Below are 25,128 nucleotides of genomic sequence, written 5' to 3'. Positions count from 1 at the left end.
CGATCTGAAATTTATCTTCTGAACTCCATTACTCGCTGTTGGTTTCTCCACCTGTTACCACGAAACCTTCCTTCTTGGCTTCTCGCTTCCACTTATAGAGTGTATTCTCTGAGATTCCAGTTTCTTTCGAAATGCTGGCGACGCTCTTGTTTGATGGGGGCATCAGCATTTTCTTTACCTTGTATTTGAACTCTTTATCGTACCTAGCCATTGAATTTCCTCCTCAGGGGGATCTTGGTTATTACCACTTTGCTTTATTCAAGCGGCTGGTACAACTAGCCTAACACATAGGGAATGACTGAGTGCATGAGTGCACATCTGAGCTAAGCAGGAGGTAAAAAGGAGATCTTTACGGAGAAGTCTCTAGAAGAAATCTTTCTCTATAGTGCTGGCACTCCATGTGCAATCAGAGAACTGTTGTGTAAGCGAGCTTCAATTCTCGCATCACAGCGGACGAGCAATTGCTTGACAATCATATGATTCAAACAGTGCTTCAAAGTGAGATGCCTTGATGACTCTACTTAACTGAGACATCTCGCTGCTAAGATTGAAAATCCGCGTCAAAAAAACGAGCAACGTGCATCAAAACTTGAGATCAAAGTATGGTCAATCAGAGAAAGCTATAACACTACTTCTCTCTAATGACCTTCAAATACCACCTCGCTCATCTAACTTCTCAAATGCGAGTAATACACGCCTTCTATAGCTACTCTCCCTTCAATGTATGCGTTACATATCTGTTTGAAAGAGTCCGGATTAAGCTTCAGGACTTCTCCGGAGAGTTCAAACCATACTTTGGATACATAGAGATATGCCGTACGCAGGTTACCTCCGAAAAAGGGCTCCGCTTCAAGTAATGAGAGGATCAAGCGGATAGCATCATCTGCACTGGTAAGCTCTTTGTCGAGCATGCTTTCTAATTTGCTTCTATCAGATAAATTTCGAAGTACACTCCATGCTTCTGACTCGTTCTCGGATACAAAGAAGTTTATCCCACGTAATAGTTCGAGTCCATGATCATCGGTTTCAAAGATATAGTCCGATGCGCGCTTTAGATTTAGAACCATCTGGGTTCTATCTGATGTAGTTGAACTAGCGTCGAAACCATATACGATGCTCTCTACCACAGGGAATGTAAGAATAGGCACATTCAGACGTGCTGCTTGAAAGACTAGTTCAAGGAGCATTTTTTTAAACCGCTGTTGTTTAGTGGTTTCTATTCTTCTTGGATTTGTACGAAACCGGTACCACAAAAGGTGTTGCTTAAGATATCCCCACTCAAGCTCATCTATGCTTGAAGAGTTGATCGATGAACCAAAGGTATCAACTAGATACTCATCGTGCGAAATATCTACTGGTCCCTTCAAAACGCATCTCTCCTTCTATTAGTTATCAAAATCTCGATGAGGTAACTCACTAGGATTACAGGTATTCTCGTCTTTGCCTCAAAACGCGATCCATAAACATCAACAGTTGCTCTTGAGATGCAGAAATATTCATTGGTTCCTATCTTGGCGATCTTGAAAATGTAAAAATATTACACAAAAGTGCGTAAAGAATGTATTTTTCTCAGTACAACTTGCAAATAAGTACGTAAACCTTGTAAAAAAATGGTCCTTTCAAAACCACTTCAAACCCTTGCTATTACTCTGTTAGAACTTGTTCTCGGATTTCTCTATAAGACATTATATGTCTGTATGCGTCGTCACTTGACGTGCCGCCGCAATTATTTTCATGATCCCCTGCTGTCTTTCGATACTGCCGCCGCAATTATTTTCATGATCCCCTGCTGTCTTTCGATACTGCCGCCGCAATTATTTTCATGATCCCCTGCTGTCTTTCGATACTGCCGCCGCAATTATTTTCATGATCCCCTGCTGTCTTTCGAGTACTACATACAAGATTTCAACACAATCACACACCCTCATAACACAGAGTTCGTCTCATCACTCAGCAAAGCATTTCTCTCTACTACTCCCCTATTGCAAGCTATTTCACTCAGTCTAGCCGCTATTTCCTACCAGTTAAGAACCACTTCTTCACTTATCAACTTCTAGCGATAGAGATCACCTGTTCAACAGCCTGTTTTTTGCTTACTCCTAGCTGTAGCGAATCTCTAACATCGTTTGATCGAATACGGAAGTCGACAGTAGCAATAGAACCAGCTCATAATTTCAATTTTTTTCTCCTAGCTGCTAGATTCTTATTCGAGTTAGTTCTGATACTCCAGCTACCAAGGAGTAAAATCAGTGATATCTTTTAAATTTTCTTCCTAGCTGCTAACTCCTCGTTCTCGTTTACTCGCTTGACTTCGCTACTTACCTGAGAAAGTCGCACTCACTGAGTTCAAGTGCTTTCTATTAGTTACTGGTTCTTAGAAGAGATTCTCATGGAATACTGATTCCTAGCTCATTTTGAACATCTGAGCGTACTTTATTCACGAGAAAAATGCTCAAGTTTCTTAAGTAACTCAGGTCATAGCTTATTTCTAGTGACTAGACACACCTGAGAAAGACTTGGCAACTAGTTGACTCCTTTAAGAAGATTGTCTCCTGCTTTTCGTTTCGATTCATCAATTGATAGGCTATTCGCTTATTAGATGAGCTGAAACCTTTCGAAACTTCGCGCTTAGCTACGTGCTACAGACTCTCAAGCTGATCAAGATCTCTTAGAAGACTCTGTAGTTTTCGAAGAGTCACTTTGATTATCGTAACGAGTATTCTCTAGCGCTATCCTACTCTCATTTAATCCGTCGAGTATTCTAGCGAATGAGTTCGGATTGAGTTTTAGAATTTCGAAAGGTCCATCAAAACATGCTTTAGATACGTACACATATGCGGTACATGTTTTCTCTAATAGAGAGGTCTCGTTTTGGTCAAAGAAATTACAAGCTATCGGTATCATCCATGTTAGAGAGTTCTCTTACAAGTAAACAGATTAAGTCGTTCTCTGATTATTTCATTGAGTATCCCAAGCTAGTGACTCATGCTTGGAGACGAAGAATCTTATGTTTTCTAAGTAGCTCCAGTCCACAAGGTACTGATTATCACCTTGAGCTAGCTAGTTCCATTTAGATCATCGAATATTAAATCAAATAGATTATCTTGAGTTCTTAGGCTGATGAGATCCATGCTTGTAGATCAAAAATCTCTTGTCTCATAAGTAGCTCGAATCCATTATCGTTAATCTAAAAGATATCCGGCGCTGTTAGTTTTATCTTAGAATCATTTTGGTTCTATCAGATGATGAAGGCGTAGTATCGAAGCCAAAGACGAATCCATCTACAGGAGAAAATAGTAGTAGGATTCTTGAGCCAACTCCTTGATTACCATATTTTAGTAGCAGGATTCCAAGTCGCTATTGATCAATTATCTCATCTCTTTATGAGGTAACTCTAAAGCTCTACCATAAATATTTATGCTCTAGGTATCTTTATTGTAACTGAAATAAAGCCGTTCTGGTAATGGAGACACCTAATTTTTCGGTTAAGTACAGTTCACGAGACACGTTTAATGATTTTTCGCGTGGCAAACTGGTAGAACTAACATGAAATTAGGAACTAACTCCTAAACAATCAAACTACACTCTATCAACTCAATAACTAGGTCGATTTAAATTAACTAGAATAAATGACCATCATCACGTCGACGCTCCGATCGTTTCGAGCAAAGAAATCGTTTTTTTCTCGCCGACTTGAGCCGACAGAGGTCATTTTTTATTTTAAAGAAATATTACAACACCCTATGAATATTTTGAATATTTTGAAAAATGAAATTTAGAATATATATTATTTCACTTTGGCAGCTCTCTCGCTTCACCATTCCAACGGAAAAGAGCGAGCTGACGGTTACTTCTCTAGATTAGAAGTCAATCTACTTATCAATATATGGTATGTCAGAACATAAAATCCACCATATTCATCGTTCTTTAGTAGACAAATGATTTGATTCAAAATAATAGAAAACTGCGAAAAGCACTTTGATTCACTTTTTGCTGATGCTAGAATTGAATTAAGCGATCAGCTATGATTCACCTCAGACCCATTCGTCTTGTCTGTAGTGGTTCTCACGATAACCCGATATGGTTACCAAGACCAATTATTGCATTAAAGTGAGACTTCATCAAAGCTTTATCTAAGAGTTCTAAGGATCGCTAAAAATCCTAGTTCTATCCAGGTCGCAAGTTCACATGAAAACTAATAAGTCTCCATAAAAGCTCAAACAGAATGGATCCGAAGAGTTATCCAAATAACCAGATAGTATCCATATTAGTAGCTTAAAAAGTAGACTAGACCGAAACATTCTCCAGAAACTTCATACCTGTAGAGCAGAAGATTATAACTGGTTATCTCTCATCATGATAACTTAACCGATTTAACAATGGAGGTATATATGTCAGATATCAAATTACATCGACATATTTCGATGTATGATTCAGACGTCATAAAAACTTCATATGAAGAGATGAGAAACATGTCATCTAGCATCGCCTCGACCGATCAGGATATTCGCAGTTTGCTATCTTATTACTCGAAAAAAGGATCTGTCCTATTTAAAGCTACGTCGAGTCCAAAGAAAGTCAACCGCATCCGTAAAGATCTTCGTAAGCCATTACCCCCTAACTTTGTTTTCTCGACAACCCTATTATATCGAGAGATAAAGCACAAAGCCAATATGGGGAGAAGGGGAACCATCTCAATTCCAGCTAAAAGATACAATCATAAGGTTTCCGTTTCCTATATTGTTGATCTGAGTAATATTGAAGGGAACAATCTCGATGCTTTTGATTTTCTGGTACACGATTATATTTCCACTTTGCACAACGAAGATTATCGCTACATTACGCTAAATAACTTCGTGAAAATGATTGGAGCCAAAGACAACAGGAGGAACTATAATCCCTCTAAAGCTTATACCCGTAGAGTGGTTCATTCCTTGATCAAACTACAGAACGCTCGGTTCGAAATTTTCTGCGAAGAGCAGTTTGAAACTTACAAGCTTTCTCCTGGTACGCCGAACACATTCACTGGATCTGCTATTAGCATTGCTTTTCTAAGCATTTCCTATGGTAAGTCTGAGCAAAGTGTGATTGAGCTTCATGATGAGCCTGTTCTCTTAAGGTACTCAAAGGCAATCAGACAGCTTGCCAGTGTCGATCGAAATTTGCTACGTCTTGACTCTTATCATCAGACACTCGATCGAGTTCTGATAGCTTACTATTTGATCCGACAAATCACGTACATGAGGTCTTCTAATAAGAAGGGCTATCTGGGTAACCCTCGAAGCAATGTAGTTCGACTTGACACCCTCATCGAAAGAAGTAAGTTAAGTATGACGTTTGATGATATTGTCACTGACTCTCGTAAACGTAATGCATGCGTAGGATCTGCGATGAAAATCCTGGCTGGTTTTAAAGAAAAAGGTTTCATTTTTGACTTCGAAAAGAAGGGCAAGAAGATGGATATCTCATTCCATATCCATCTTAAGAAACCTCATGAAGAGTAGCTTTTCGTCGAGTGAGCTAAGATTCTTTAAGCAGAACACTATCATGTACTTATCGCTGAAGTCGGAGATCCGTGAAACCGGAAGAGTTAGTTTCAGAGTTGAATGAAATCTATCGACACCCAGTATCGAAAGTGTCGAAATATTTCGGTTTTAATACTGCTTTTTCAACTAGGTGTTGCTTTAGGTACATGTAGCTTGCTAAACATCTAGCAGGAAAATGCATTCCACCCTTTGATCGCTAAAGTCGGACTCTTTCATGATCCCTAACGATTTCAGGATATACTAGATTTTCAGTCTAATCTTTGTAGTCATTCACAGAATAGTACCGGAGGTATTACATTGAGTTTGTACGTGTTATGGTCTATCACAGTCACTTCAGTGTTCACAGAGCCCTAGAATAACTGAATAGTCACTTCTTAGTCAACTCATAGATCTCTTGGTTTCATTACCTCTTAGGTGACTCATATGGAAAAGTTCACGCCATCCCATGTGAATCTTCATAAGATTACATTGTTCCATCAGATCTTTGATTCTATGAATGGTTCTGTGGTCATTTAAGAGGTGAGAACTCTCGATCTCGTTACTCGTAAAGTATCGTGAGTCCTCAACGCAAAGCTTTATCTCTCTTCATAGTTATGTCTATGAGAAGACATTTGACTTCTTTATCGAGCCTGTATTACTACATGTTCTTAAAGACTACTAATTCTATTATTGGAGGTTTTTATGGAAAATTTCAACGAAATGATTCATGCCATCGATTTCAAGAAATACGTTCTTGAAAGTGGCAGTTTCTCTACTGATAAGGAAGGAGACAATCTTTGGCTCAATCCTTGCCCTGTTTGCGGTCACGAGGACCACTTCTCTATCAATGGATCCGAAGGGATCTTCAACTCACTTTCTGGATGCTGTGAAGGAGGCAGCCTTTATGACTACTTCATGCAAGTAGAAGGTCTAGATCAAAAATCGGCTGCACTGAAGATTCGCGAGCTTGCAAATGTCAAAGCAACTACGCAGCGAGAAACACCTCTCAAGAAATCGGAGGCTAACTCTGCAGATGGTTCCTCGTCTAAGGTTGCTACGATAGACAAGTTAACTGAGGACATCATCACACTCCACAAGTCTAACCTGTCTCGTGAGTTCTTCTACGAACGTGGCATTTCCGATGATGTGATTGATAAGTACAAGCTCTCGATTGGTAATCCACCCCTCTATAACAGCTACTCTGCTCGAGCGATTCTTCCCGTATGGGAAGATAGTAAGTGCTTTTACTACACAGCTCGGAATCTAGACGATTCTGGCGCGAAGTACCTTGTTCCGTCAAAGAATGAGCTTGAACCTATGAGATTCAATGAGCATCTACTAAAAGGCAAGACCGAGCAGTCTGTAGTGTTCATCGTTGAGGGTACTATAGATGCACTAGTGTTTGAAAGCATCACAGGCTTTGAAGCTGTTGGTTTGCATGGCGTTAACTTCCCTAGTGAGTTAAAAAGCTCTATGCCACAGATGAAGGATATCCGCTTTGTCCTTATGCTCGACAACGATGACGCTGGGCTTAATGCCATGGACAGTCTGCAAGCATTTGCAGACGCAAGGCTCCTCGTCCCTGAAGAGTTCGGTGATCCTGCTAACTGGGGGAAAAATGACCCAGAAGGTATGCTGAAGGCCGTCAACGAACTCATCGAAGCTGGGATTGAAAAAATAGCCTCTCCTGCTCTCACAGTCATTGAAGAGACTCCTGAAAAGAGCAATGTAGCTGCTAACACCTCCCCAAAACCGCCTGCAGAAGGATTCGTACCCAGAACAGCAAACGTAGCCAGCTATCTAGCTAGTAGTTTCTACAAACAACTTGACAAAGTTCGTACCGAAGCACCCAGATCTACTGGGCTCGCATGTCTAGATGAAATCCTCGGAGGTGGACTCTATCAAGGTCTTCACGTACTTGGTGCTGAGACTTCGATAGGAAAATCAGCTCTTGCTATGTTCATTTCGAATCACGTCGCCAGCCAGGGAAGACCCGTCATTTACTTCTCCCTAGAGATTAGCATCCTACGAATGACACTACGAGCCCTCTCTCTTACAAGCTTCATGAACCGGACAGAAATCACTCCCTTCGAGTACGCATCTGTTTTCATGTCACATGCCGGTCTCGATTCAGTTCGCAAAGCTGGTGAAATTGCCAGTGAAGGAGCACTTCAACACCTACACATTATTGATAATGAGATAGACTTTGAAGTTGATCACATCCGGATGACTGTTGAGGAGATCATGAAGCAGTACAATGAAAGTCCCTTAGTGGTAGTCGATTACCTACAAATCATCAGAGGAAACGACCAGCATTCGGAAATTCGTAACATCGACCGAGCTGTCCGCGAGTTGAGGAGCCTTTCAGAGGAGCTCATGTGCCCAGTACTTGCGATTTCATCCTTCAACAGAAGGACCAGTAAGAATGCATTAGCAGCTCAAGACCGCTACAAAGGAAGCGGGAGCATCGAGTTCACTGCTGATTCCTCTATTCTATTGGAGCCATGGTGCTACACTGACGAGAACGGAAAGTGGAATGAAGTAACTGGGAAACTGAAAGACGTAGGCTCCTACAGAAAGCTGCGGGTGAAAGTAGAAAAGAACCGTATGGGTATGAAGGAAGCCTCAGGCATTCTTAAATACTACCCGGCATTTAACTCCTTTGAGAGTGTCAGCCTAGACGACTCAAACTGATTACTTTCGTTAACAGTTGAACCGTATAGATCTTTGCTTTCTAAGCAACATAGGTTCAGAGTTGTAGTAGATCTATCAATATTAGAGAGACCGAACTATTATCGGTCTCCTTCTAATATTTCACAACCATTAAAAGCCCTCTTTGAACGACGTACCTTTCTTGCATTCTATCCCGCTTTCCGGGTAATAAGTGAGTAGGAGCGGTTAATAAACCGTCACGAATTAATCAGGCAATACTTGAAAGGAAGCGAAGAACATGATGAGAAAAATAAGCATCTGGGCTTTGGCCTTCGCCCTCATGCTCACGGTAGCAGGTTGCGGATCAAACGAAATACCTCCGGAACCGACACCTGCGGGAAATCCTGAGGCAGAAGTAGAAGACCCCCTGCGATCGGAAGAAACCGACATGGAGCCCGCTGAAGAACCCGAGGAGACTGAAGCAGAAACCCTCACGGGGCTTGAACTGATTACCTCGCTCAACATGCAGCCGCCAGAAACCATCTACGTAGAGGGAACCCACGAAGCGGAAGGACAGACCTTCAGCACCGTTAGCTATTTAGAAGGCGACAACTACCGCATGGAAACAACCCTAGGGGAAATAGAACAAATCGTGATCTTTAACGTGACCGAGCAAATGCTCTATACCTATACCGTAGGAGAAGATACCGGTTTCGTCTTCACCGACGAAGGCGACTATAACACCGGCACAAACGTCAGCGAATACGCATGGGACAACACCACATCCCTTGTTGACGAGATCGGTGAAGGTCTGATCGAAGCCGAAAGAACCACCTACGAAGGACAACCCGTGGTCTACTACGAGACGGCCTTTGACCTAGAAGCCATGAACACTGTATCGAGACAGTGGCTGTCCACAGAATACTGGTATCCTCTGAAAGTCGAATCCCTAATCGACGGTGAAATCGTCAGCACCTACACCGTCACGGAAATCGACGCCAACCGCACCTTCTCCGATGACCTGTTCACACCACCGGATGATGTCACCTTCATGAGCATCGACGACTTTGTCGATCCCTCCACTTTAGAGGACATGAACCCCGCGGATATGGAGATCCCCATTCCGTGAGTGGACAAGCAATAGGGTAGCTAGGTAGCAACTAGCTCTTGCTCGAACCATCTCAGCATAGGGAAAACCGGCTTGCGCCGGTTTTTTTTTCGTGGGCCTATGATCTTTTCATTTGCTTTGTATTGATCCTTTCTGCTGCGCCCTTCAGCATTCCCCCATCCTACCACCTCGCCACACAGCCGCTGAAGCCGCAACAGGGCCCGTGCGGGAGTGAAACGACCGTGGAGAGCAGAGGTAGCCTCATGGGAAGCTCTAGAGACGACCACCAGCTACCCGGCTACTCCATCACCGCATGGACGATCAACCGATGGCTGGCCACTCGGATCGGTGTGCAGGTAACAAGCGTGAGCACCTTATGCGTATCGTTTCTGTTCAGGACACTGGTGTCCTCCGGAAGCACCACGTGCTTCTTGTACACGCGGTAGGTGTAGGTCTTACCAGCCTTCTCGACAATCAGCTGGTCCCCTACCTCCACCTCATCCAGGCGGTTGAAGAACCTGCCGTAGGTATAACTACGGTGGGCCGCCAGGGCCGCGTTTCCGATGGTACCGATACTGGACGTCCCATCGATCTGCCCGGCGCCAATTTTCATATTGGCCTCTGTCGCACCGTAGAGAATCGGAATCCTGAGATTGATCTTATCGATCGAAAGGGATCCGATGATGCGAGTGGCTTCCCCATCACCGCCGTCCACGGCAAGGGCACTCTCATTTCTCGCCAGCTGCTTCTCCTCAGCGATCTCTCTAGAAAAGTCCAGATCTAATCCGGGCTTCTCATCGAAGTCACTCGCCACGGCCTCCACACGCTGGTCTTCCTCAAAGAGCCCCTGTAGCTCTTCATACTGTTCTGTCGTGGTACTCCCCTCGGGAACCGGTTCATCTAGCTCTGCCAAGATCCTTGTCTGCTGTACATGGGTATAGAGTCTCTCGAGCAGTGGGTAACTGGCGATTAGTAACCCGGCTAGAATCAATAAAATCGATGTCTTGCGTTTCATGTGCCAGCACCTCCTCATCTTCTACTGTTGAATAAGCGGAGCCCCAAAGAGGACCCCGCTCATTTTTCTTGCTAAACCCTTCTATACAGATTATTTACCCTTTTTCTTCAGTGTCACACCCACCAAGCTGAGAAGTGATCCGAGTCCGTAGAAAAGACTAGGAGGTAATTCGCCAGTTTGTGGTAATGCTGCGGGTGCTTCCGGAATCGGCTCGTCCAGGACAATCTCCTCATCAGGAGGATTGATCACTTTCGGGCGTTTGGGAAGGTCTGGTACTTGAGGCGCGGGTGCTTCAGGTAATGGCTCGTCAATCTCTACCTCTTCAGTCGTCAGATCTATGAAAATTGTTCCGCCACCACTGCCGCCACCAGTATTTGATGTGGTCACCGGTGCAGACTCTTCAGGTTCTTCTTCACTTGCGGGTTCTTCATTTACCGGATCTTCATCTACCGGATCCTCATCTACTGGATCTTCATCTACTGGATCTTCATCTACTGGATCTTCATCTACTGGATCCTCATCTACTGGATCCTCATCTACTGGATCCTCATCTACTGGATCCTCATCTACTGGATCCTCATCTACTGGATCCTCATCTACTGGATCTTCATCTACTGGGTCTTCATCTACTGCGTTGTCATCTGCTGGTTTTTCATCTACTGGGTCTTCGTCTACTGGGTCTTCATCTACTGGGTCTTCATCTACTGGGTCTTCATCTACTGGATCTTCATCTACTGGATCCTCATCTACTGGATCTTCATCTACTGGGTCTTCATCTACTGGATCCTCGTCTACTGGGTCTTCATCTACTGGGTCTTCATCTACTGGGTCTTCATCTACTGGGTCTTCATCTACTGGGCCGTAGAAGGAGATATGACTGAGGGCCGCTTGCTTACCACCATTATTCAGTGGGGTTTCAACTGAACCTGAGTATGTAGCCGGGTTGTAATGATAGAGATTTCCACCGTCTCCTGCTTTTACAAAAACATAAGCGACTGGCTCATCCGATTCCCACTCTAGGGTTTTTGCACCCTTGCTCGTTATGGTAATGGTGATTGCACTACTGGAGACAACGTCACCATCAACTAAATTCTCATCGATTACATCATCATCGAACTTGTGAATACGTGGATTGTTAAGATCTAAATCTTTGTCATTTCCTTCCTCGTAACTCATGTCATATGCAAAACTGAAAGGCAATGTACCTACTACAAACACCAAGACCAAAAGGTAAATGAAAAAATTCCAATGTCTCAATCCTTTAGCTAACATAACATGCCACCTCTTTCATCCTAAATGATCTAACCCTCAATTGATGATCCACTGTGGAAGATCAATACTCACGCATATTGGGTACTAATGAGAGGGACTTCGTAATCGCTGCTCCAACCAAGGCTCAGTTGATTCTGATACCAAAGCATCAACGATCTCTCTTTCCCTTGTTTCTCCTTAGTTTCTATTCCAACTTGATAACCTTTCTCTTTTTGTAATGTAAGTATAGCATTGGTTTGTTATTCTACTGTGTTTTATGCATTACGAACCAATTACAAAAAAAGAAATGGCCCGATCTATGGCGAAATGATGCTCCTTTTCCGTCTGGCCAAGCAAGAAAAACGAAGCCCCCTAATAAAAGAGAGCTTCGCATCAATTTGCCATTCTATCCGCCATTACAGATTATCTGTCTTTTCTCTTCAGTGTCACACCCATCAAGCTGAGAAGTGATCCGAGTCCGTAGAAAAGACTAGGAGGTAATTCGCCAGTTTGTGGTAATGCTGCGGGTGCTTCCGGAATTGGCTCATCAAGGACAATCTCCTCATCAGGAGGATTGATCACTTTCGGGCGTTTCGGAAGGGCTGGTGCCTGTGGTACTGGCTCTTCAATCTCTACCTCATCTGTTGTCAGATCGATAAAGGTTGTCGGCCCATTCGGTTCATCCTCATCATCGTCATCATCCACCGGTTCATCATTGTCTTCCGGCTCATTGTATGCGTTTGTGAAGACTACCGTTCTTTCACCATTGTCAACGACTGTGATTTCCACGCTCTGTGATGCGGTGATCACATCATCGTTTGCCATGATGCTAACGAAACTGAAGTTTGTCGGCATGCTCGTCTCGGTTACGGTGTAGTTCCCTGGGACGAGACCCGATAATGTCTCTTCGCCTTCACCATCGATCGTTACCGTGTCACTGAACTCAGTTCCCGTGATACTGAATACGAAATTATTCGTTCCAGCGGGCTCTGGATCTCCAGTCAATACTTTCTCGATCGTCAGGCTACCTTCTGGTTCTTCTGGTTCTTCCGGTTCGTTGTATACGTTTCTCACGATCACTCGTGTCGTTCCATCATCTACAACGTCTACTGTCATGCTATCGGCTTCAAGAAGCGTCTCACCAGAGACTATGGCCACTGCCGTGAACCCTTCTGGCATACCCGTTTCTGTTACCGTGTAGCTACCAGGTGCTAGACCTGAGATGGTGACTTCGCCTTCTCCATCGATGGTTCTCGTACTACTGTACTCAAGACCCTCGATACTAAAGGTAAAGGTATTGGTTGCATCTGGGTAAAACTCACTGAAGATTTCCTTCTCGATAATCAGGCTACCTTCTGGCTCTTCAGGTTCTTGCGGTTCGTCGTAATCATTGGTAAACGCCACACTATCTTCAAGATTCTGCTCACTCAGTGTTACTACCAAGTTGTTATCAGATACCAGTGAGAAATTCGCTGGCATTTCAGATTCCACTTCTTCGATCAGGTAGGTTCCGAGTGCTAACTCATCAAGTGTAATCGTTCCTGCACCGTCGATCGTTTCATTTGTGATGCTCTCATCAGGATGTGTAATTTGGAAGGTGAAATTGTTCGTTCCTGCGGGTTCTGGATCTCCAGTCAATACTTTTTCGATTGTCAGGCTACCCAGTGGATCCGGTTCTTCAGTAGGTGCATCGTAATCATTTGTAAATGATACTGAATCGTCGAGGTTTTGCTCACTCAAGGTGACACTCAGGTTATTATCCGATGTCAGTGAGAAGTTTGCTGGCATGTCAGCTTCCACTTCTTCGATCAGGTATGTTCCGAGTGTTAACTCATCAAGTGTAATCGTTCCTGCACCGTCGATCGTTTCATTTGTGATGCTCTCATCAGGATGTGTAATTTGGAAGATGAAATTATTCGTTCCTGCGGGTTCTGGATCTCCAGTCAATACTTTTTCGATTGTCAGGCTACCCAGTGAATCCGGTTCTTCCGGTGCGTCGTAATCATTTGTAAATGATACTGAATCGTCGAGGTTTTGCTCACTCAAGGTGACACTCAGGTTATTATCCGATGTCAGTGAGAAGTTTGCTGGCATGTCAGCTTCCACTTCTTCGATCAGGTATGTTCCGAGTGTTAACTCATCAAGTGTAATCGTTCCTGCACCGTCGATCGTTTCATTTGTGATGCTCTCATCAGGATGTGTAATTTGGAAGATGAAATTATTCGTTCCTGCGGGTTCTGGATCTCCAGTCAATACTTTTTCGATTGTCAGGCTACCCAGTGGATCCGGTTCTTCCGGTGCATCGTAACTATTCGTGAATACTACAGTGTTTTCGTCCCCGATAACAGTCACTTGAATATCATTGTCACTATCTAAGGTGAAATTCATTGGCATGTCATCTGTATCTTCACTAACGATATAGTCTCCAGATACGAGATTATCTAATGTGAACTCACCATCGTCTGTAATAGTAATTTCTTCTGAGTAGTCGTGAGGACCAGTGATTGTAAAACTAAACTCATATCCATCACCGACGACCGAATCCCCTGAGAATTCCTTTTCAACGGTCAGTTCACCAGGGTGACATACATAGAATCTTACATGACTAAGTCCCTTTTTCCCGCCGACTACAACTCCACTATCGCTGTAAACCATTGGATTATATACATATAGATTACTATCATCGTCATCGCTGCCAGCTTTCATGAAGACGGCAACAATGGGCTCTCCATCTGATTCCCAGGAGATTTCCATAACTTCGCTTTTACCATCTTCTACTTTAACATCGGTAACTGTGATGGTAATTGCTCCACTAGTAATGACATCTCCAATATCATAGTTCCCATTAAGTTCAATTCGATCATCACTGAGTTCTTCTGCACATTCAGGAAGTCCACTTGGATCCTGTCCGCCAGTAACCGCAAAACTCACTGGCAATGTCCCTACTACAAGCATCAACACCAAAAGGTAAATGAAAAAATTCCTATGTTTGATTCCTGTTCCCAACATATCATGCCACCTCTTTCATACTAAATTATCTAACCCTCGTATTGACGATCCACCGTAGAAGATCAACCGTAACGGAATAAAGAGAATCTGGAGTCGGCCGACTTAGCGCCGCTCCATACAACGTCTAAAAATTTCTGCTCCCAAAGCATGTACGCCAATCACCTACCCTTTTGATGCCCTGAGTTTTTATACTCTTTCGTGAGAAGCCTTCTCACTTTGTAAGGTCATTATAGCATCGGTGCATTATTGCCCTGTTTTTTCTGAATTACAGATCAATTACATGAATTTTCCGATAACGTCTTCGCAAGAAAAACGCACGAAAAAAGCCCCAAAACCCTGATTATAAGGGCTTATGGGGCTTTTTCAACTTTTTTACTTTCTTTGTTTTTACGAAAGCCTGAACCGCTGGATCATCGCCTCGAGCTTTTTCGCAAGATCCGACAACCTCTCGCTCGACGCAGACAGCTCTTCAAAGGACTCCGTCTGCTGGTCCATCGACGCAGAAACCTCCTCTGTAGAAGCCGCATTCTCCTCGGCCACAGCAGACAAACTCTCGATCGTCTCCTGCACTTCTTGACGGCTGACCTCCATATGATTGCTCGTCTCACGGAGAAGCCTGAGCGCATCCTCCGCAGAGCGCATGGCCTCATTGATCTGGTCGAAGCGCTCCTCGGTATCCCTTACTTTCTCCACTTGCTCTGTCACGGCTTCAGAAGCCTCCTGCATCTTACCCACGGCTTCTTCTGCATCTTTCGATAGACGATCGACCATCTCATCGATCTTCCTGGTTGAAGCCGTCGACTGCTCTGCAAGCTTCCTGATCTCCTCGGCCACCACGGCAAAACCCCGTCCGTGCTCGCCCGCACGGGCCGCCTCGATCGCCGCATTCAGCGCGAGCAAATTCGTCTGCTCGGCAATAGCAGCGATCAACTGGCTAGCCTCGGCAATCTGCCCTGCACTCTCGTGCGTCTTGGCTATGCTCTCAGAAGCCACTTTCGTAGACCCACTACTGCGGTCCGTCACAGTAGATAGGTCCCCGATGAGTTGCAGACCCTCTCCGACCTGGCGGCTCACGCTCTCAGTGGAGCGTCCCAGCGTCTCCGTCTGCTCTTTTGATGCATTGATATAGCCGCCCAGCTCGAACAACTTCTCCGCGCCATCTGCCGTGCTATGGGCCTGGTCCGTCGCCCCCTTGGCAATCTCCTGGACCGTATCCGAAATCTCCTGGGCAGTCGTCGCAGCACCCTTTGACGTCTCTGTTAACTGATCGGAAGATCCCGTCAGTGCCACCGCCGTCTGCTGCGTATCCAAGATCAAGTCTCTAAGGCTCTCCGTCACGCGCTGGACTGCCCGTGCGATGGTTCCCACCTCATCCTTGCGCTTCTGTAGTGCCTCCGGGATATCCTCTTTCAGATCATAGTCCCCGAGCTTCTCCACCGCGCCGGAAATCGACGTGATCGGTCCGGCGATCCGACTTGAGAGTAAAAATACCCACACAAAACCTACGGAAAGCAGAATAACCAGCAGCATGGCATTCACCCGGTAAAACCGACTCATCCGGTCGTCGATCATCTGGTCTACCTCGGCAAGCGGCACACCCACAAAGAGAATCCCGATCACCTCGTCACCGGAAATCAAAGGATCATAGACCGTCAAATAATCGATCCCTAGGATCGTGGCCTCTCCGTAAAAACGTTCACCCGAGATCATACTCGGATACGCCGCAGACTCTTTTCCAAGGTAGGTCCCCACGGCCCGCTCGCCGTCCTCACTGAGAATACTCGTCGTCACGCGCAGGAAAGCATTTCCCTCGCGCATAAAGATCGTGCTGGCCACACCCACGTTCTCCTCGATACGGTCCACCAGCCGGTAATCATCCCGAACAGAATCTCCCCAGGCATCGACCAACTGACCCTCCTCCAGTGTAAAAGCACCGTGAAGAATCTGCCCCTCGCTCTTCATATAGGCCAGGTCACTCTCTAACTTCTCCGTGAGCGTAAACCGTTCGATACCCTTCATGCCCTCTTGCGCCGTGTATATACCAAAACCAGCGGTGATCAGCACACTCACCGTGAGCAGAATAATAATCGAAACCACAAGCCGCCATTTTAAACTGTTCATCCGTCCACCCCTTTACTAGTGATGAATAACTTCATACCCCTTGCCCCATCATGAGAGTAATAGATGGTTGTCATCATTAAAAATACATTTTGCGAGCAATTATCACAATAGGTACTCATCATTGTACTATAGATAGACAGTGAACGAAATAGCAAATCGACAAAAACCGACAGTCCCCTCCCCCGTTAACCGGTTTCCCCTTAATACACCACCCGGTACTGCAGCACCGGCTCCCCTGAGTCTGGATCGGGAAGCTCTTTTAAAAATACGCCACCCACCGACTCAATAAGCCGCTTCGAAGCCCCATTGTCCGCATCACAGGTGATCAGCACCTCGGAAAGCCCCATCTTCTTAGCCTGGTCCAGTCCCAACCTCAGAAGGATCTTACCATAGCCGCGCCCTTGACTGTCCGAACGGATCTCGTAGCCGATATGACCCGCGGCCTCCAGTTCTGTACTGTTCACATGGTGTCGGATCCGAATCGCCCCGATCATTTCTTCCCTCTCATCAATGAGCCAAAAGCTCGAAGTAGGGGCCCACCCCTTTTCCACGCCGATCCCCCTTGATAGGTCATCATAAGTTGACAGGTAACCTTCAAAATCCGTTTCCCCCTGAACATAGTGTTCATAAGTATCCCGCTCGGCTGCCTTTACATCTTTTACAAAGTCTAAAAACGTCTCCTGCAATTGACTACACGGTTTGACTAGTCGCATAAAACTCTCCCCTTTCCCTTTTGTCTGATTCTTCCCTCATTATAACCCGCACGATGGTCATTAGCTCGCACTACTTTTCCCCAATCTCCTTAACCATGTGCCTTTCACCTTGAACCCACTCCACGAGCCGTGTTTTCTATTGAAAAGGAGCCTACTCTCAGCAAGCTCCTTTCAGAAATCCTAGATAATCACTCAAAACGCACGTTGACAGCACCCAGGTCTGTGAAGGTAGCTGTAAAACGGTCACCGGACTCTGCCGGTATCGCAGCGGACAGCGCTCCCGACAGGATGACCTCGCCCGCCCTTAAGCTACCACCGAATTCCGATACCTTGTTGGCAAGCCAGGCCACGCAAAAGGCCGGATCGCCCAGCGCAGCGCTACCAAAGCCCTCGTTAATCTTCTCACCATTTTGGTGCAACATCACGTGGATGTGTTTCAGATCCACTTCCTCTGGTCTTTTCTTGACCCGGCCCAGTTGGTACATCCCGGAAGACGCATTATCCGCCACCGTATCCACCAGACCGATCCGCCAGTCCATGATCCGGCTATCCACCACCTCGATGGCCGCCACCACATAGTCCGTGGCCGCGAGCACCTGGTCTGCGGTGACCCCCGGACCCTGCAAGTCCTCCTTCAACACAAAGGCGATCTCCGCCTCGGTCTTGGGCTGGATCAGCCGGTCCTTCGGCACCACAAAGTCCTTGACCAGCATGGCGTCCGTCAGGTGTCCGAAGTCCGGTTGGTCGACACCCAGCACCTCCTGCATGGCCTTGGAGGTCAGGCCGATCTTCCATCCCAGCTGCTTTTGTCCGTCCGCCAGCCACCGATCTATCTGGATCTTCTGTACCTGATAAGCATCGGTCACCGTTAGGTCCGGCACCGAAGTGATCACCGGTTTGATCGGTCTTCGCTCAGCAGTGGCTTCATACAGTTTTCCGGCCAGTTGCTCGTGCATCTGTTTTCTATCCATCGTCATTCACTCCCCTCTCATCGCATATCCATGTTCTCTTTTTACACGTCTCAACGTGCATTCAAACATCCCTCTACGGCAGAATAATCAAAACCTTTCGACTCTCGAGTCATTTGACCGAAAGTGATTGACCTCTGGGGACGTTTCTTGGTATACTGTTTCTCGATACCCCCCTCTAGAGGGGACGAAAACAGACGAAAATGAGGTGACCCTATGCGATCATTCTTCAAAAACAACCTGTACATCTTCACATTGCTCTTTTTCCTCCTAGGGCTTTTCAACATGCTGTTTGCCTGGCTCGGTACCATCTGCATGGTCCTACCTTTTGTGCTCCTCAAACGAGACCAGAAGAAAACCTGGTGCCACAAGCACTGCCCTAGGGCAGATCTTTTCACCACACTTCTGAAGAACAACCCCCTGGGCAAGCGTCCCATCCCCCAGTGGATCCGGTCGGAAAAGACCAAGACCTTTTTCTTGAGGTTCTTTCTCTTGAATATTTTCTTCATGACCATGTCCACTTTTGGTGTACTAAGTAGCCGGATTGCTCCCATGGAGTACCTGCGTTTTTTCATCGCCTTCAGGGTCCCCTTCACCATCCCACAGATGGTCGAGCTCTCTGCTGCCCCCTGGCTTCTGCACCTGTCTTACCGCTTCTTCAGTATGTTCTTCACGACCACTTTCGTTGGACTCATCATGGGCCTTTTCTACCAACCCCGCACCTGGTGCGTGGTCTGCCCCGTGAGCACTCTTTCCGACATCTACCTGGAGAAGCAAAAGGACAAGGTACAGCAAAAGTGGCTGACGGACTGACCCACCCTAGCTAAAAGCGCCCGCCCACCGCTCACCCAGTTGGCATTCGCGCTTTTGCCGTTGATCTAAAGGATTGACTCAAAAAGATCTCCCCCATCTATAACTCAGCGCAATCTCCATGACCATCACGGTTTGACTATCCGCTGCACACGAAAAAGCCGACCGAGAGACAGAGCCTATTCAGCGCCTGTCCTTCGGTCGGTTTCTCTTACTTCTAAATTTTGCCCTCCCAGGCAATCAGGTTTTCGCTAACTTACTGTGCAACCTAGTAGATGCCTATGGATCAGTAGATCAGATAAGCCGTCGTCTGCGGAGGTAAGCTCGCGATCATAACATCAGAACCAAGGGCCGTGATCCGGTCTCCTACTGCGATTTCTCTCTGCTCATAGGTGTAGGCGGAAGAGGTGTACAGAACCACCAGGTCTTCCGGTGCATCGGAACCTTCGACACGCGACAACGTGATAATCTTGGCGCCCGTTTCATCATAAGCAATCTCTTGAACGAACCCGTTGTGGATGACTGGTACTTCCGTGGAAGCATCGGAGAACATCAGATCCCCTGACTCAACCTTCAGCTTCTGGTCTAGAATCACCGTGAAAAACTCAGCGGGTACCAGGGTACGTCCATCGACGATCACCGGTGCCTGCGATAAGGGGCGCGGTGCCATCTTGTTCTTCGCATAACGATTCTCACCGATGATTACCTGCGTCCACTGGGCGCCTCGTAGGATTTCCACGCTTTTCATCTCATGGTTCCAGGTAACAGTGTATCCCATGGCGCGCAGCGTGCTTGCCAGTGGTACCATCAGCGCACCCTCCACGTCTCGGGGCTTCATTTCAGCTGTCACTTGATCGCCACCTTGAACAACTCGGCACTGAAGTGCCAAGATTCCTAGGAAAACCGCCCTAACGGGCAGTTGTTTATTAGGCTAACCCCGTGGTCCCAACGGTTAGAAGCCGTTCGGCTTCGGTTTGAAGATTCATGCTTGCGTTCATGTCTCTGTCGTGAGTGGTGCCACACTCAGGGCATGTCCATATTCTCACGGAGAGATCCTTAACGGCTTTATTTCTGTATCCGCATGATGAACAGAGCTGGCTTGAAGGGAAATTCCGGGCAACTTTTACTACGGTTTTACCGTACCAGTCTGCTTTGTACTCGAGCATGGCGCGGAAAAGCCCCCAGCTTGCCTCGGAAATCGCCTTCGAAAGTTTTTTGTTTTTCACCATGCCTTTTAGGTGAAGATCTTCGATGCCGATCACGTCGTGGTTTTTGACGATATCGGTGGAAAGCTTATGGAGGTAGTCTTCGCATCTGTTCCTAATTTTCTCGTGAAGGAGAGAAATCTTTCGCTTTTGCTTTTGATAGTTCTTCGCGTCGGACAGTTTCCGTCCCTCTTTTTTCGCTCGCTCTTTTCTGCGAGAAAGAATGCGCTGTTCTTTAGCTAATTTTTTTTCGAGCGAGCGGAAGAATTTTGGGTTGTCATAGACCGTTCCATCGGAAAGAATGGCAAAATCCTTCAGTCCGAGGTCGATCCCAACAGAAGAGCCCGTCTTTTCTAAAGGCGCGATGTCGACTTCACAAAGAATTGAAACAAAATGCTTGTTTGCAGCATTTCTGCGGACGGTAGCATTGATGATGCGACCTTCAACCTCGCGGCTTTTAGCGAACTTCACCCAATCCAGTTTCGGAAGTTTGATTTTGTTGCCCCCTACCTCAATGTTACCGTTTGTATGTTTTGTCTTGTAGGACTGGACGGGGTTTTTCTTGCTCTTGAACCGTGGATGTTTTGACTCTCCTTTGAAAAACCGTGTATAGGCATCTTGGAGGTTTTCAATTGACGCTTGAAGAGCAATGGCATCAGGTTCCTTTAGCCAGGAGAGCTCTTTCTTAAGCGAAGGAAGCTGACTCGAACAAATGCTGCGGGTTAATCCTTTGCCGGTGGTTTTGTAGGCGGTTTCCCATTCGTGAAGGAAGTGATTGAAGATGTATCGACTACAGCCGATTGTCTTTGCGATCTGTTCTTTCTGAGCGTTGTCAGGATAGATTCTGAACTTGTACGCCTTATGCTGTAACAAAAAACCACCTCCTTGCAAAGATTTTATTAGAATATATGTTCATGTCTAGTTTATCAGTGACTCTAGGACAAAGTCCACAGGTTCATCCCACGACTGAAGTCACGGGTGTTCTCGCTTATTGCATAAAAGTTACTTTGCGCATAAGGAGAAAGGAAACAGCCCGTTTACCGGTACTTAACCTCCAAGAATCGAAAGAACCCCAATCCATCACGCTATACAGCGTAGACGGATTGGGGTTCATTTCTTGTGATCAATTGATCAAACCATATGATTCATCTTTGTTCGACCAATAACTTTGTAGACTTACACTAAACATTTACACTCACCACCACCCCCAACCCATTCCAATCCCTACATTCTCCATTTTCTTCCTGACACAAAGTTTTACACGCTAGAGCACCCATTTTGCGATTTAGGCAAAGTCTCAGATTTTTTTCCGGGGCTTTTTTCAGCTTTTTGTGACACAAATACTTCTACACTCAAGAGGAGGTATACCCATATATTGGTTTTCTAATTGAGAATGAGCGGTCCCTCACTTTCATCATTTTCTCCCCATTTTCACATTCACCTTCTGCTCTCACCTTTTCTTTATCACCTTGTTATCTCCCATCATCTTTCTCGTTTTTCCTCTCCCAGTACAGATATCTTCATCATTTTCCCAGGAAAAGATAAGAATCGTCCTATACTTTCACCTTTGTTGGTTCATCTCATGGATGTTCACCTTGTTACTTTTCACCTTTTACTTTTCATGTTCATACAAGACCTCTCAATAATGTGAGATAAACTACTGTATTAAAGTTGTTTTTTTCTTACGACAACTTTTTTTGAATTTAACCGCTGAAACCATTGCTAATACTGTCTTGTAGGGGTTTTCTAACTGTGTGATAACATAAACCTATATAGGCACCAAAAACACGACTTCGTGAGAGAGAAAAGAAGACTCCCTATGAATCTTTATGAACACTCTTTTTTACAAAAAAATGTCATACTTTCGATAGGTGCCTGTCGAGTAATCCTTGAAAAACCTCATTAACCTTTTTTTAAAATGAATCGCTGTAGCCATTGCTAATACTGGCTTGTAAGGTGTTTTTCAACTGTGTGATAACATAAACCTATATAGGCACCAAAAACGCGACTTTTTGAAGTAGCTAAATCAGTGTTCTAGAACAGGAGCCCCTGACAGGAGTCTAGCAATTTCCTCTCGAAGGTGCCTGGTAAAACCACAAACATTTCAATGGGTCGCTATTAGGTGGAAGCTTGCTAATGAAAAAAAGCCCCCCCCTTTTGCGACCTTTTCTTCAACCCGAGCCAATTCTAAAAACATCCTGTTTAAAAACAAAAGATTTTACCTGGTCGCTAGTAGGGGGAAGCTTGCTCTTTCATATCAACTCGTGCTACGCTCCTTCTTCTTGGGCTCTTTGCTATCGTAGCCAAACTCCCGACAAAAACATAAAGATGTCAATGGGTTGCAGATAGGTAGGGAGGTGTGCAATTATTAACTCCTGCTCTGCAACCTATTTTTTTACTCCAGTCTACCGATAGAAACTTCTCCTTTTTGTATCCATAGCTAGCATGGCTCTACACGAGCTCAGGAGACTTCGTAAGCTCCAGTAGCATAGAAGCCCCATCAAGAAGCAAAAGACGCTCAGAATCGATAACAGGTGCCATGTATTTGTTTTGATGGAAGCTAAGACCTTCTCCTGTAGCTTGGTAGCATAGAGCTCAGCTACTCGATGGTACTGTCTCCTGAACTCAATTTGTATAAATCATGGCGCTGCAATTAACTAGACTTCCTTCTTCGTTCTCTAGTAGCCAGCATAGCCTCACACGAGCTCAGGAGGCGCTCTAAGCTCAAGTGGCATAGAATCCCCATGAAGCAGTACAAAACGCTTACAATCGATTCTAGACCCCATACGTTTGTTCTAATAGAAACATGGCCTTCTTTTGACGGATGATGACAGTTCACTCAGCACATAGGTAACAATTCATCCTCAGTGTGTCTAGAGAACTGTGGTATCAACTCTTCTATGCTGTATCCAACAACCGCATAGCCCCACATGGGCTCAGGAGGCTTCCTAAGCTCCAGCAGCATAAAGCCCCCATCAAGAAGCAAAAGCCCCTCAGAAACGACACCAGAGCCCATAAGTTTGCTTTGATGAAAACATGGCCTTCTTCAAAACTTGATTGCATAGAGCTCAGCTACTCGATGGTACTGTCTCCTGAACTCAATTGCTATAAATCATGGCGCTGCAATTAACTAGACTTCCTTCTTCGTTCTCTAGTAGCCAGCATAGCCTCACACGAGCTCAGGAGGCGCTCTAAGCTCAAGTGGCATAGAATCCCCATGAAGCAGTACAAAACGCTTACAATCGATTCTAGACCCCATACGTTTGTTCTATGGAAACTATGGCAAAATAAGAGAGCAACATGCGGCAAACTAGTGAGCAAGGCATGGCAAACTGGTGAGCAATCACTCCACAAATCCAATCCCATTACATTACCTTCTATTCCATTACATCCTATTACATTCCATTACAAGATATTACATCCTAGGATTCACTATATTTTCCCATTTAATTGGGAGATACACACCTTTCACGCATACTCTCTCTACAGCTAGTTCCCTGGTATAATCTCATTTACAGATGTCTCTTGAAATCTAGTTATATTGTCATTTCTTTTTTACCACTGAATGACCTTCCCCCAGAGCTACTCAGCATAGGGCACCACAGACTAGAGCACTGAAGGAAAACTCATTATATGGTCATTTCTCTTTTACCATCGATTTAGTCCTCATCTACAATGGGCTTCAAACGAGTGCTAAAACTCACTCTATCGATGCTCCCCCAACGCCAAACTGTATGAAAAGCACCTGAGCTCATGATTTTCCCATAATTTCCAGCATAAGTTCACGATTTTCACTCCATAAGACTCTTCATCATTGGCTACTTTGTAGAGAAAAGGGATTCCCAACGAGATATCTCATAGCAAGGCTTTGGTCAGAAAAGAAGGAGCGCAGCATGAGTTTTCACTCGTGCAAATCCATCCCCCTAGCAGCGACCCAGTAAAAGGCCCCCAAAAGCCACTCATCATAGCACTCCACACACTAGAGCACTGAATGGGAAATCACAATATGGTCAATTCTCTTTTACCATTAAAAGACCCTACCAGAGCTGCTCATCATCAAGCGCCACACACGCGACCACCTAATGAAAAACTCATTATGTTGTCAATTCTCTTTTACCAATGAAAGAAAAATAGAATAATTATCGGGAAAAGAACTCTCTCATGATGGATAAAGAAAAGAAATCTATCATGGAATAGAAGCGGAATAAAGATGGGGAAAGATATGATGGGAACTAATACTGGGAAAAGTCTCTTGATGAACGGATGATGGGAAATGGAATGGGAAGGTACTCTGAAAACACGATGGGAAAAGGGGTGGGAAAAGTACTCTGTGAAAATGTGATGGGATAATACTCAGACGGTTTCTGGGTGAAATGGTTCACATTGCGAACCATCGCTACAGACATTGGAATTTCAACGTTTCATTGTCTGATTTGAGACGTTTTGGGGAAAATATTTTATATGGAAACTGATAATGGGAAGACTCCCTGAGAAAGAATAATGGGAAAAGGATATGGGGAAAGATAGAGCAGGAAAGACCTCTTATAATGAAAGAAAAGAACAGAAGAAGGTTAATGGAGTGATGAAAACAACTCGGTGGACCTATGTTCTCGAACTTATTTGGAATCATGGGTACATCTTTCGACTTTCACCTTTGTTTTCACCTTATCCTCGTCATTTGTGGCAAGAAAATAACCCCAAGAACCTTCTCAAAGATGAAGGAGCTTGGGGCTTTCTTATTCTCAATTAGG

General features: G+C 45.2%; 14 protein-coding genes. 4 read left to right on the top strand and 10 right to left on the bottom strand.

The window, feature by feature from the left end; genetic code table 11:
- Window positions 1-28 precede the first annotated feature (28 nt).
- On the bottom strand, window positions 29-211 hold the full coding sequence (locus tag ACULM0_RS11105; protein ID WP_463677599.1) for a transposase: 183 nt from the start codon (window positions 209-211) through the stop codon (window positions 29-31).
- Between the two features lie 457 nt (window positions 212-668).
- Window positions 669-1,367 carry a hypothetical protein gene (locus ACULM0_RS11100; protein WP_463677598.1) on the bottom strand — a complete coding sequence of 233 codons (699 nt, stop codon included), beginning with the start codon at window positions 1,365-1,367 and terminating at the stop codon, window positions 669-671.
- 3,024 nt (window positions 1,368-4,391) lie between these two features.
- On the opposite strand from ACULM0_RS11100, the gene ACULM0_RS11095 reads away from it, so the two are divergent.
- The 3 genes from ACULM0_RS11095 to ACULM0_RS11085 all read left to right on the top strand — a co-directional run bounded on the left by ACULM0_RS11095 (window position 4,392) and on the right by ACULM0_RS11085 (window position 9,306).
- Entirely contained in the window at window positions 4,392-5,504 is a 1,113-nt protein-coding gene (locus ACULM0_RS11095; protein ID WP_463677597.1) for a hypothetical protein, read from the top strand.
- Between the two features lie 723 nt (window positions 5,505-6,227).
- Window positions 6,228-8,219 carry a bifunctional DNA primase/helicase gene (locus ACULM0_RS11090; protein ID WP_463677596.1) on the top strand — a complete coding sequence of 664 codons (1,992 nt, stop codon included), beginning with the start codon at window positions 6,228-6,230 and terminating at the stop codon, window positions 8,217-8,219.
- Window positions 8,220-8,475: 256 nt separating this feature from the next.
- A complete protein-coding gene (locus ACULM0_RS11085; protein ID WP_463677595.1) occupies window positions 8,476-9,306 on the top strand; it encodes an LptM family lipoprotein in 831 nt (276 codons plus the stop codon).
- Window positions 9,307-9,583: 277 nt separating this feature from the next.
- Here the strand turns inward: ACULM0_RS11085 and ACULM0_RS11080 are convergent, their stop codons facing one another.
- The 6 genes from ACULM0_RS11080 to ACULM0_RS11055 form a co-directional block, all read right to left on the bottom strand.
- Entirely contained in the window at window positions 9,584-10,300 is a 717-nt protein-coding gene (locus tag ACULM0_RS11080; protein WP_463677594.1) for a class D sortase, read from the bottom strand.
- A gap of 90 nt (window positions 10,301-10,390) precedes the next feature.
- The gene (locus ACULM0_RS11075) at window positions 10,391-11,572 is read right to left on the bottom strand and encodes a hypothetical protein (RefSeq protein ID WP_463677593.1); all 1,182 of its coding nucleotides are present in this window, start codon (window positions 11,570-11,572) and stop codon (window positions 10,391-10,393) included.
- 402 nt (window positions 11,573-11,974) lie between these two features.
- Window positions 11,975-14,560 (bottom strand): MSCRAMM family protein, encoded by a 2,586-nt coding sequence (locus tag ACULM0_RS11070; RefSeq protein ID WP_463677592.1) that lies wholly within the window; start codon window positions 14,558-14,560, stop codon window positions 11,975-11,977.
- A gap of 387 nt (window positions 14,561-14,947) precedes the next feature.
- A complete protein-coding gene (locus ACULM0_RS11065; protein ID WP_463677591.1) occupies window positions 14,948-16,681 on the bottom strand; it encodes a methyl-accepting chemotaxis protein in 1,734 nt (577 codons plus the stop codon).
- A 200-nt stretch (window positions 16,682-16,881) separates the two neighbouring features.
- Window positions 16,882-17,394 (bottom strand): GNAT family N-acetyltransferase, encoded by a 513-nt coding sequence (locus ACULM0_RS11060; RefSeq protein ID WP_463677590.1) that lies wholly within the window; start codon window positions 17,392-17,394, stop codon window positions 16,882-16,884.
- A gap of 188 nt (window positions 17,395-17,582) precedes the next feature.
- The gene (locus tag ACULM0_RS11055) at window positions 17,583-18,365 is read right to left on the bottom strand and encodes a 2-keto-4-pentenoate hydratase (RefSeq protein ID WP_463677589.1); all 783 of its coding nucleotides are present in this window, start codon (window positions 18,363-18,365) and stop codon (window positions 17,583-17,585) included.
- Window positions 18,366-18,578: 213 nt separating this feature from the next.
- Between ACULM0_RS11055 and ACULM0_RS11050 the strand changes: the two genes are divergently transcribed.
- Complete coding sequence (locus ACULM0_RS11050) at window positions 18,579-19,175, top strand: hypothetical protein (protein WP_463677588.1); 597 nt, start codon at window positions 18,579-18,581, stop codon at window positions 19,173-19,175.
- A gap of 283 nt (window positions 19,176-19,458) precedes the next feature.
- On the opposite strand, the gene ACULM0_RS11045 is transcribed toward ACULM0_RS11050, so the two are convergent.
- Window positions 19,459-20,022 (bottom strand): stalk domain-containing protein, encoded by a 564-nt coding sequence (locus ACULM0_RS11045; protein ID WP_463677587.1) that lies wholly within the window; start codon window positions 20,020-20,022, stop codon window positions 19,459-19,461.
- Window positions 20,023-20,098: 76 nt separating this feature from the next.
- Window positions 20,099-21,250 carry an IS200/IS605 family element RNA-guided endonuclease TnpB gene (gene tnpB, locus ACULM0_RS11040; protein ID WP_463677586.1) on the bottom strand — a complete coding sequence of 384 codons (1,152 nt, stop codon included), beginning with the start codon at window positions 21,248-21,250 and terminating at the stop codon, window positions 20,099-20,101.
- Window positions 21,251-25,128: the final 3,878 nt, after the last annotated feature.

This window comes from Halotolerantifilum yawarlongkerapense (assembly GCF_054506745.1).
This window is presented reverse-complemented; position numbering and strand designations above follow the sequence as displayed.

Bases quoted from the DNA above. Each gene is read 5' to 3' on its own strand.
- ACULM0_RS11090 (WP_463677596.1), top strand. From the start codon at position 6,228: ATGGAAAATTTCAACGAAATGATTCATGCCATCGATTTCAAGAAATAC.
- ACULM0_RS11065 (WP_463677591.1), bottom strand. From the start codon at position 16,681: ATGAACAGTTTAAAATGGCGGCTTGTGGTTTCGATTATTATTCTGCTC.
- ACULM0_RS11085 (WP_463677595.1), top strand. From the start codon at position 8,476: ATGATGAGAAAAATAAGCATCTGGGCTTTGGCCTTCGCCCTCATGCTC.
- ACULM0_RS11080 (WP_463677594.1), bottom strand. From the start codon at position 10,300: ATGAAACGCAAGACATCGATTTTATTGATTCTAGCCGGGTTACTAATC.
- ACULM0_RS11060 (WP_463677590.1), bottom strand. From the start codon at position 17,394: ATGCGACTAGTCAAACCGTGTAGTCAATTGCAGGAGACGTTTTTAGAC.
- ACULM0_RS11070 (WP_463677592.1), bottom strand. From the start codon at position 14,560: ATGTTGGGAACAGGAATCAAACATAGGAATTTTTTCATTTACCTTTTG.
- ACULM0_RS11075 (WP_463677593.1), bottom strand. From the start codon at position 11,572: ATGTTAGCTAAAGGATTGAGACATTGGAATTTTTTCATTTACCTTTTG.
- ACULM0_RS11050 (WP_463677588.1), top strand. From the start codon at position 18,579: ATGCGATCATTCTTCAAAAACAACCTGTACATCTTCACATTGCTCTTT.
- ACULM0_RS11105 (WP_463677599.1), bottom strand. From the start codon at position 211: ATGGCTAGGTACGATAAAGAGTTCAAATACAAGGTAAAGAAAATGCTG.
- ACULM0_RS11095 (WP_463677597.1), top strand. From the start codon at position 4,392: ATGTCAGATATCAAATTACATCGACATATTTCGATGTATGATTCAGAC.
- ACULM0_RS11055 (WP_463677589.1), bottom strand. From the start codon at position 18,365: ATGGATAGAAAACAGATGCACGAGCAACTGGCCGGAAAACTGTATGAA.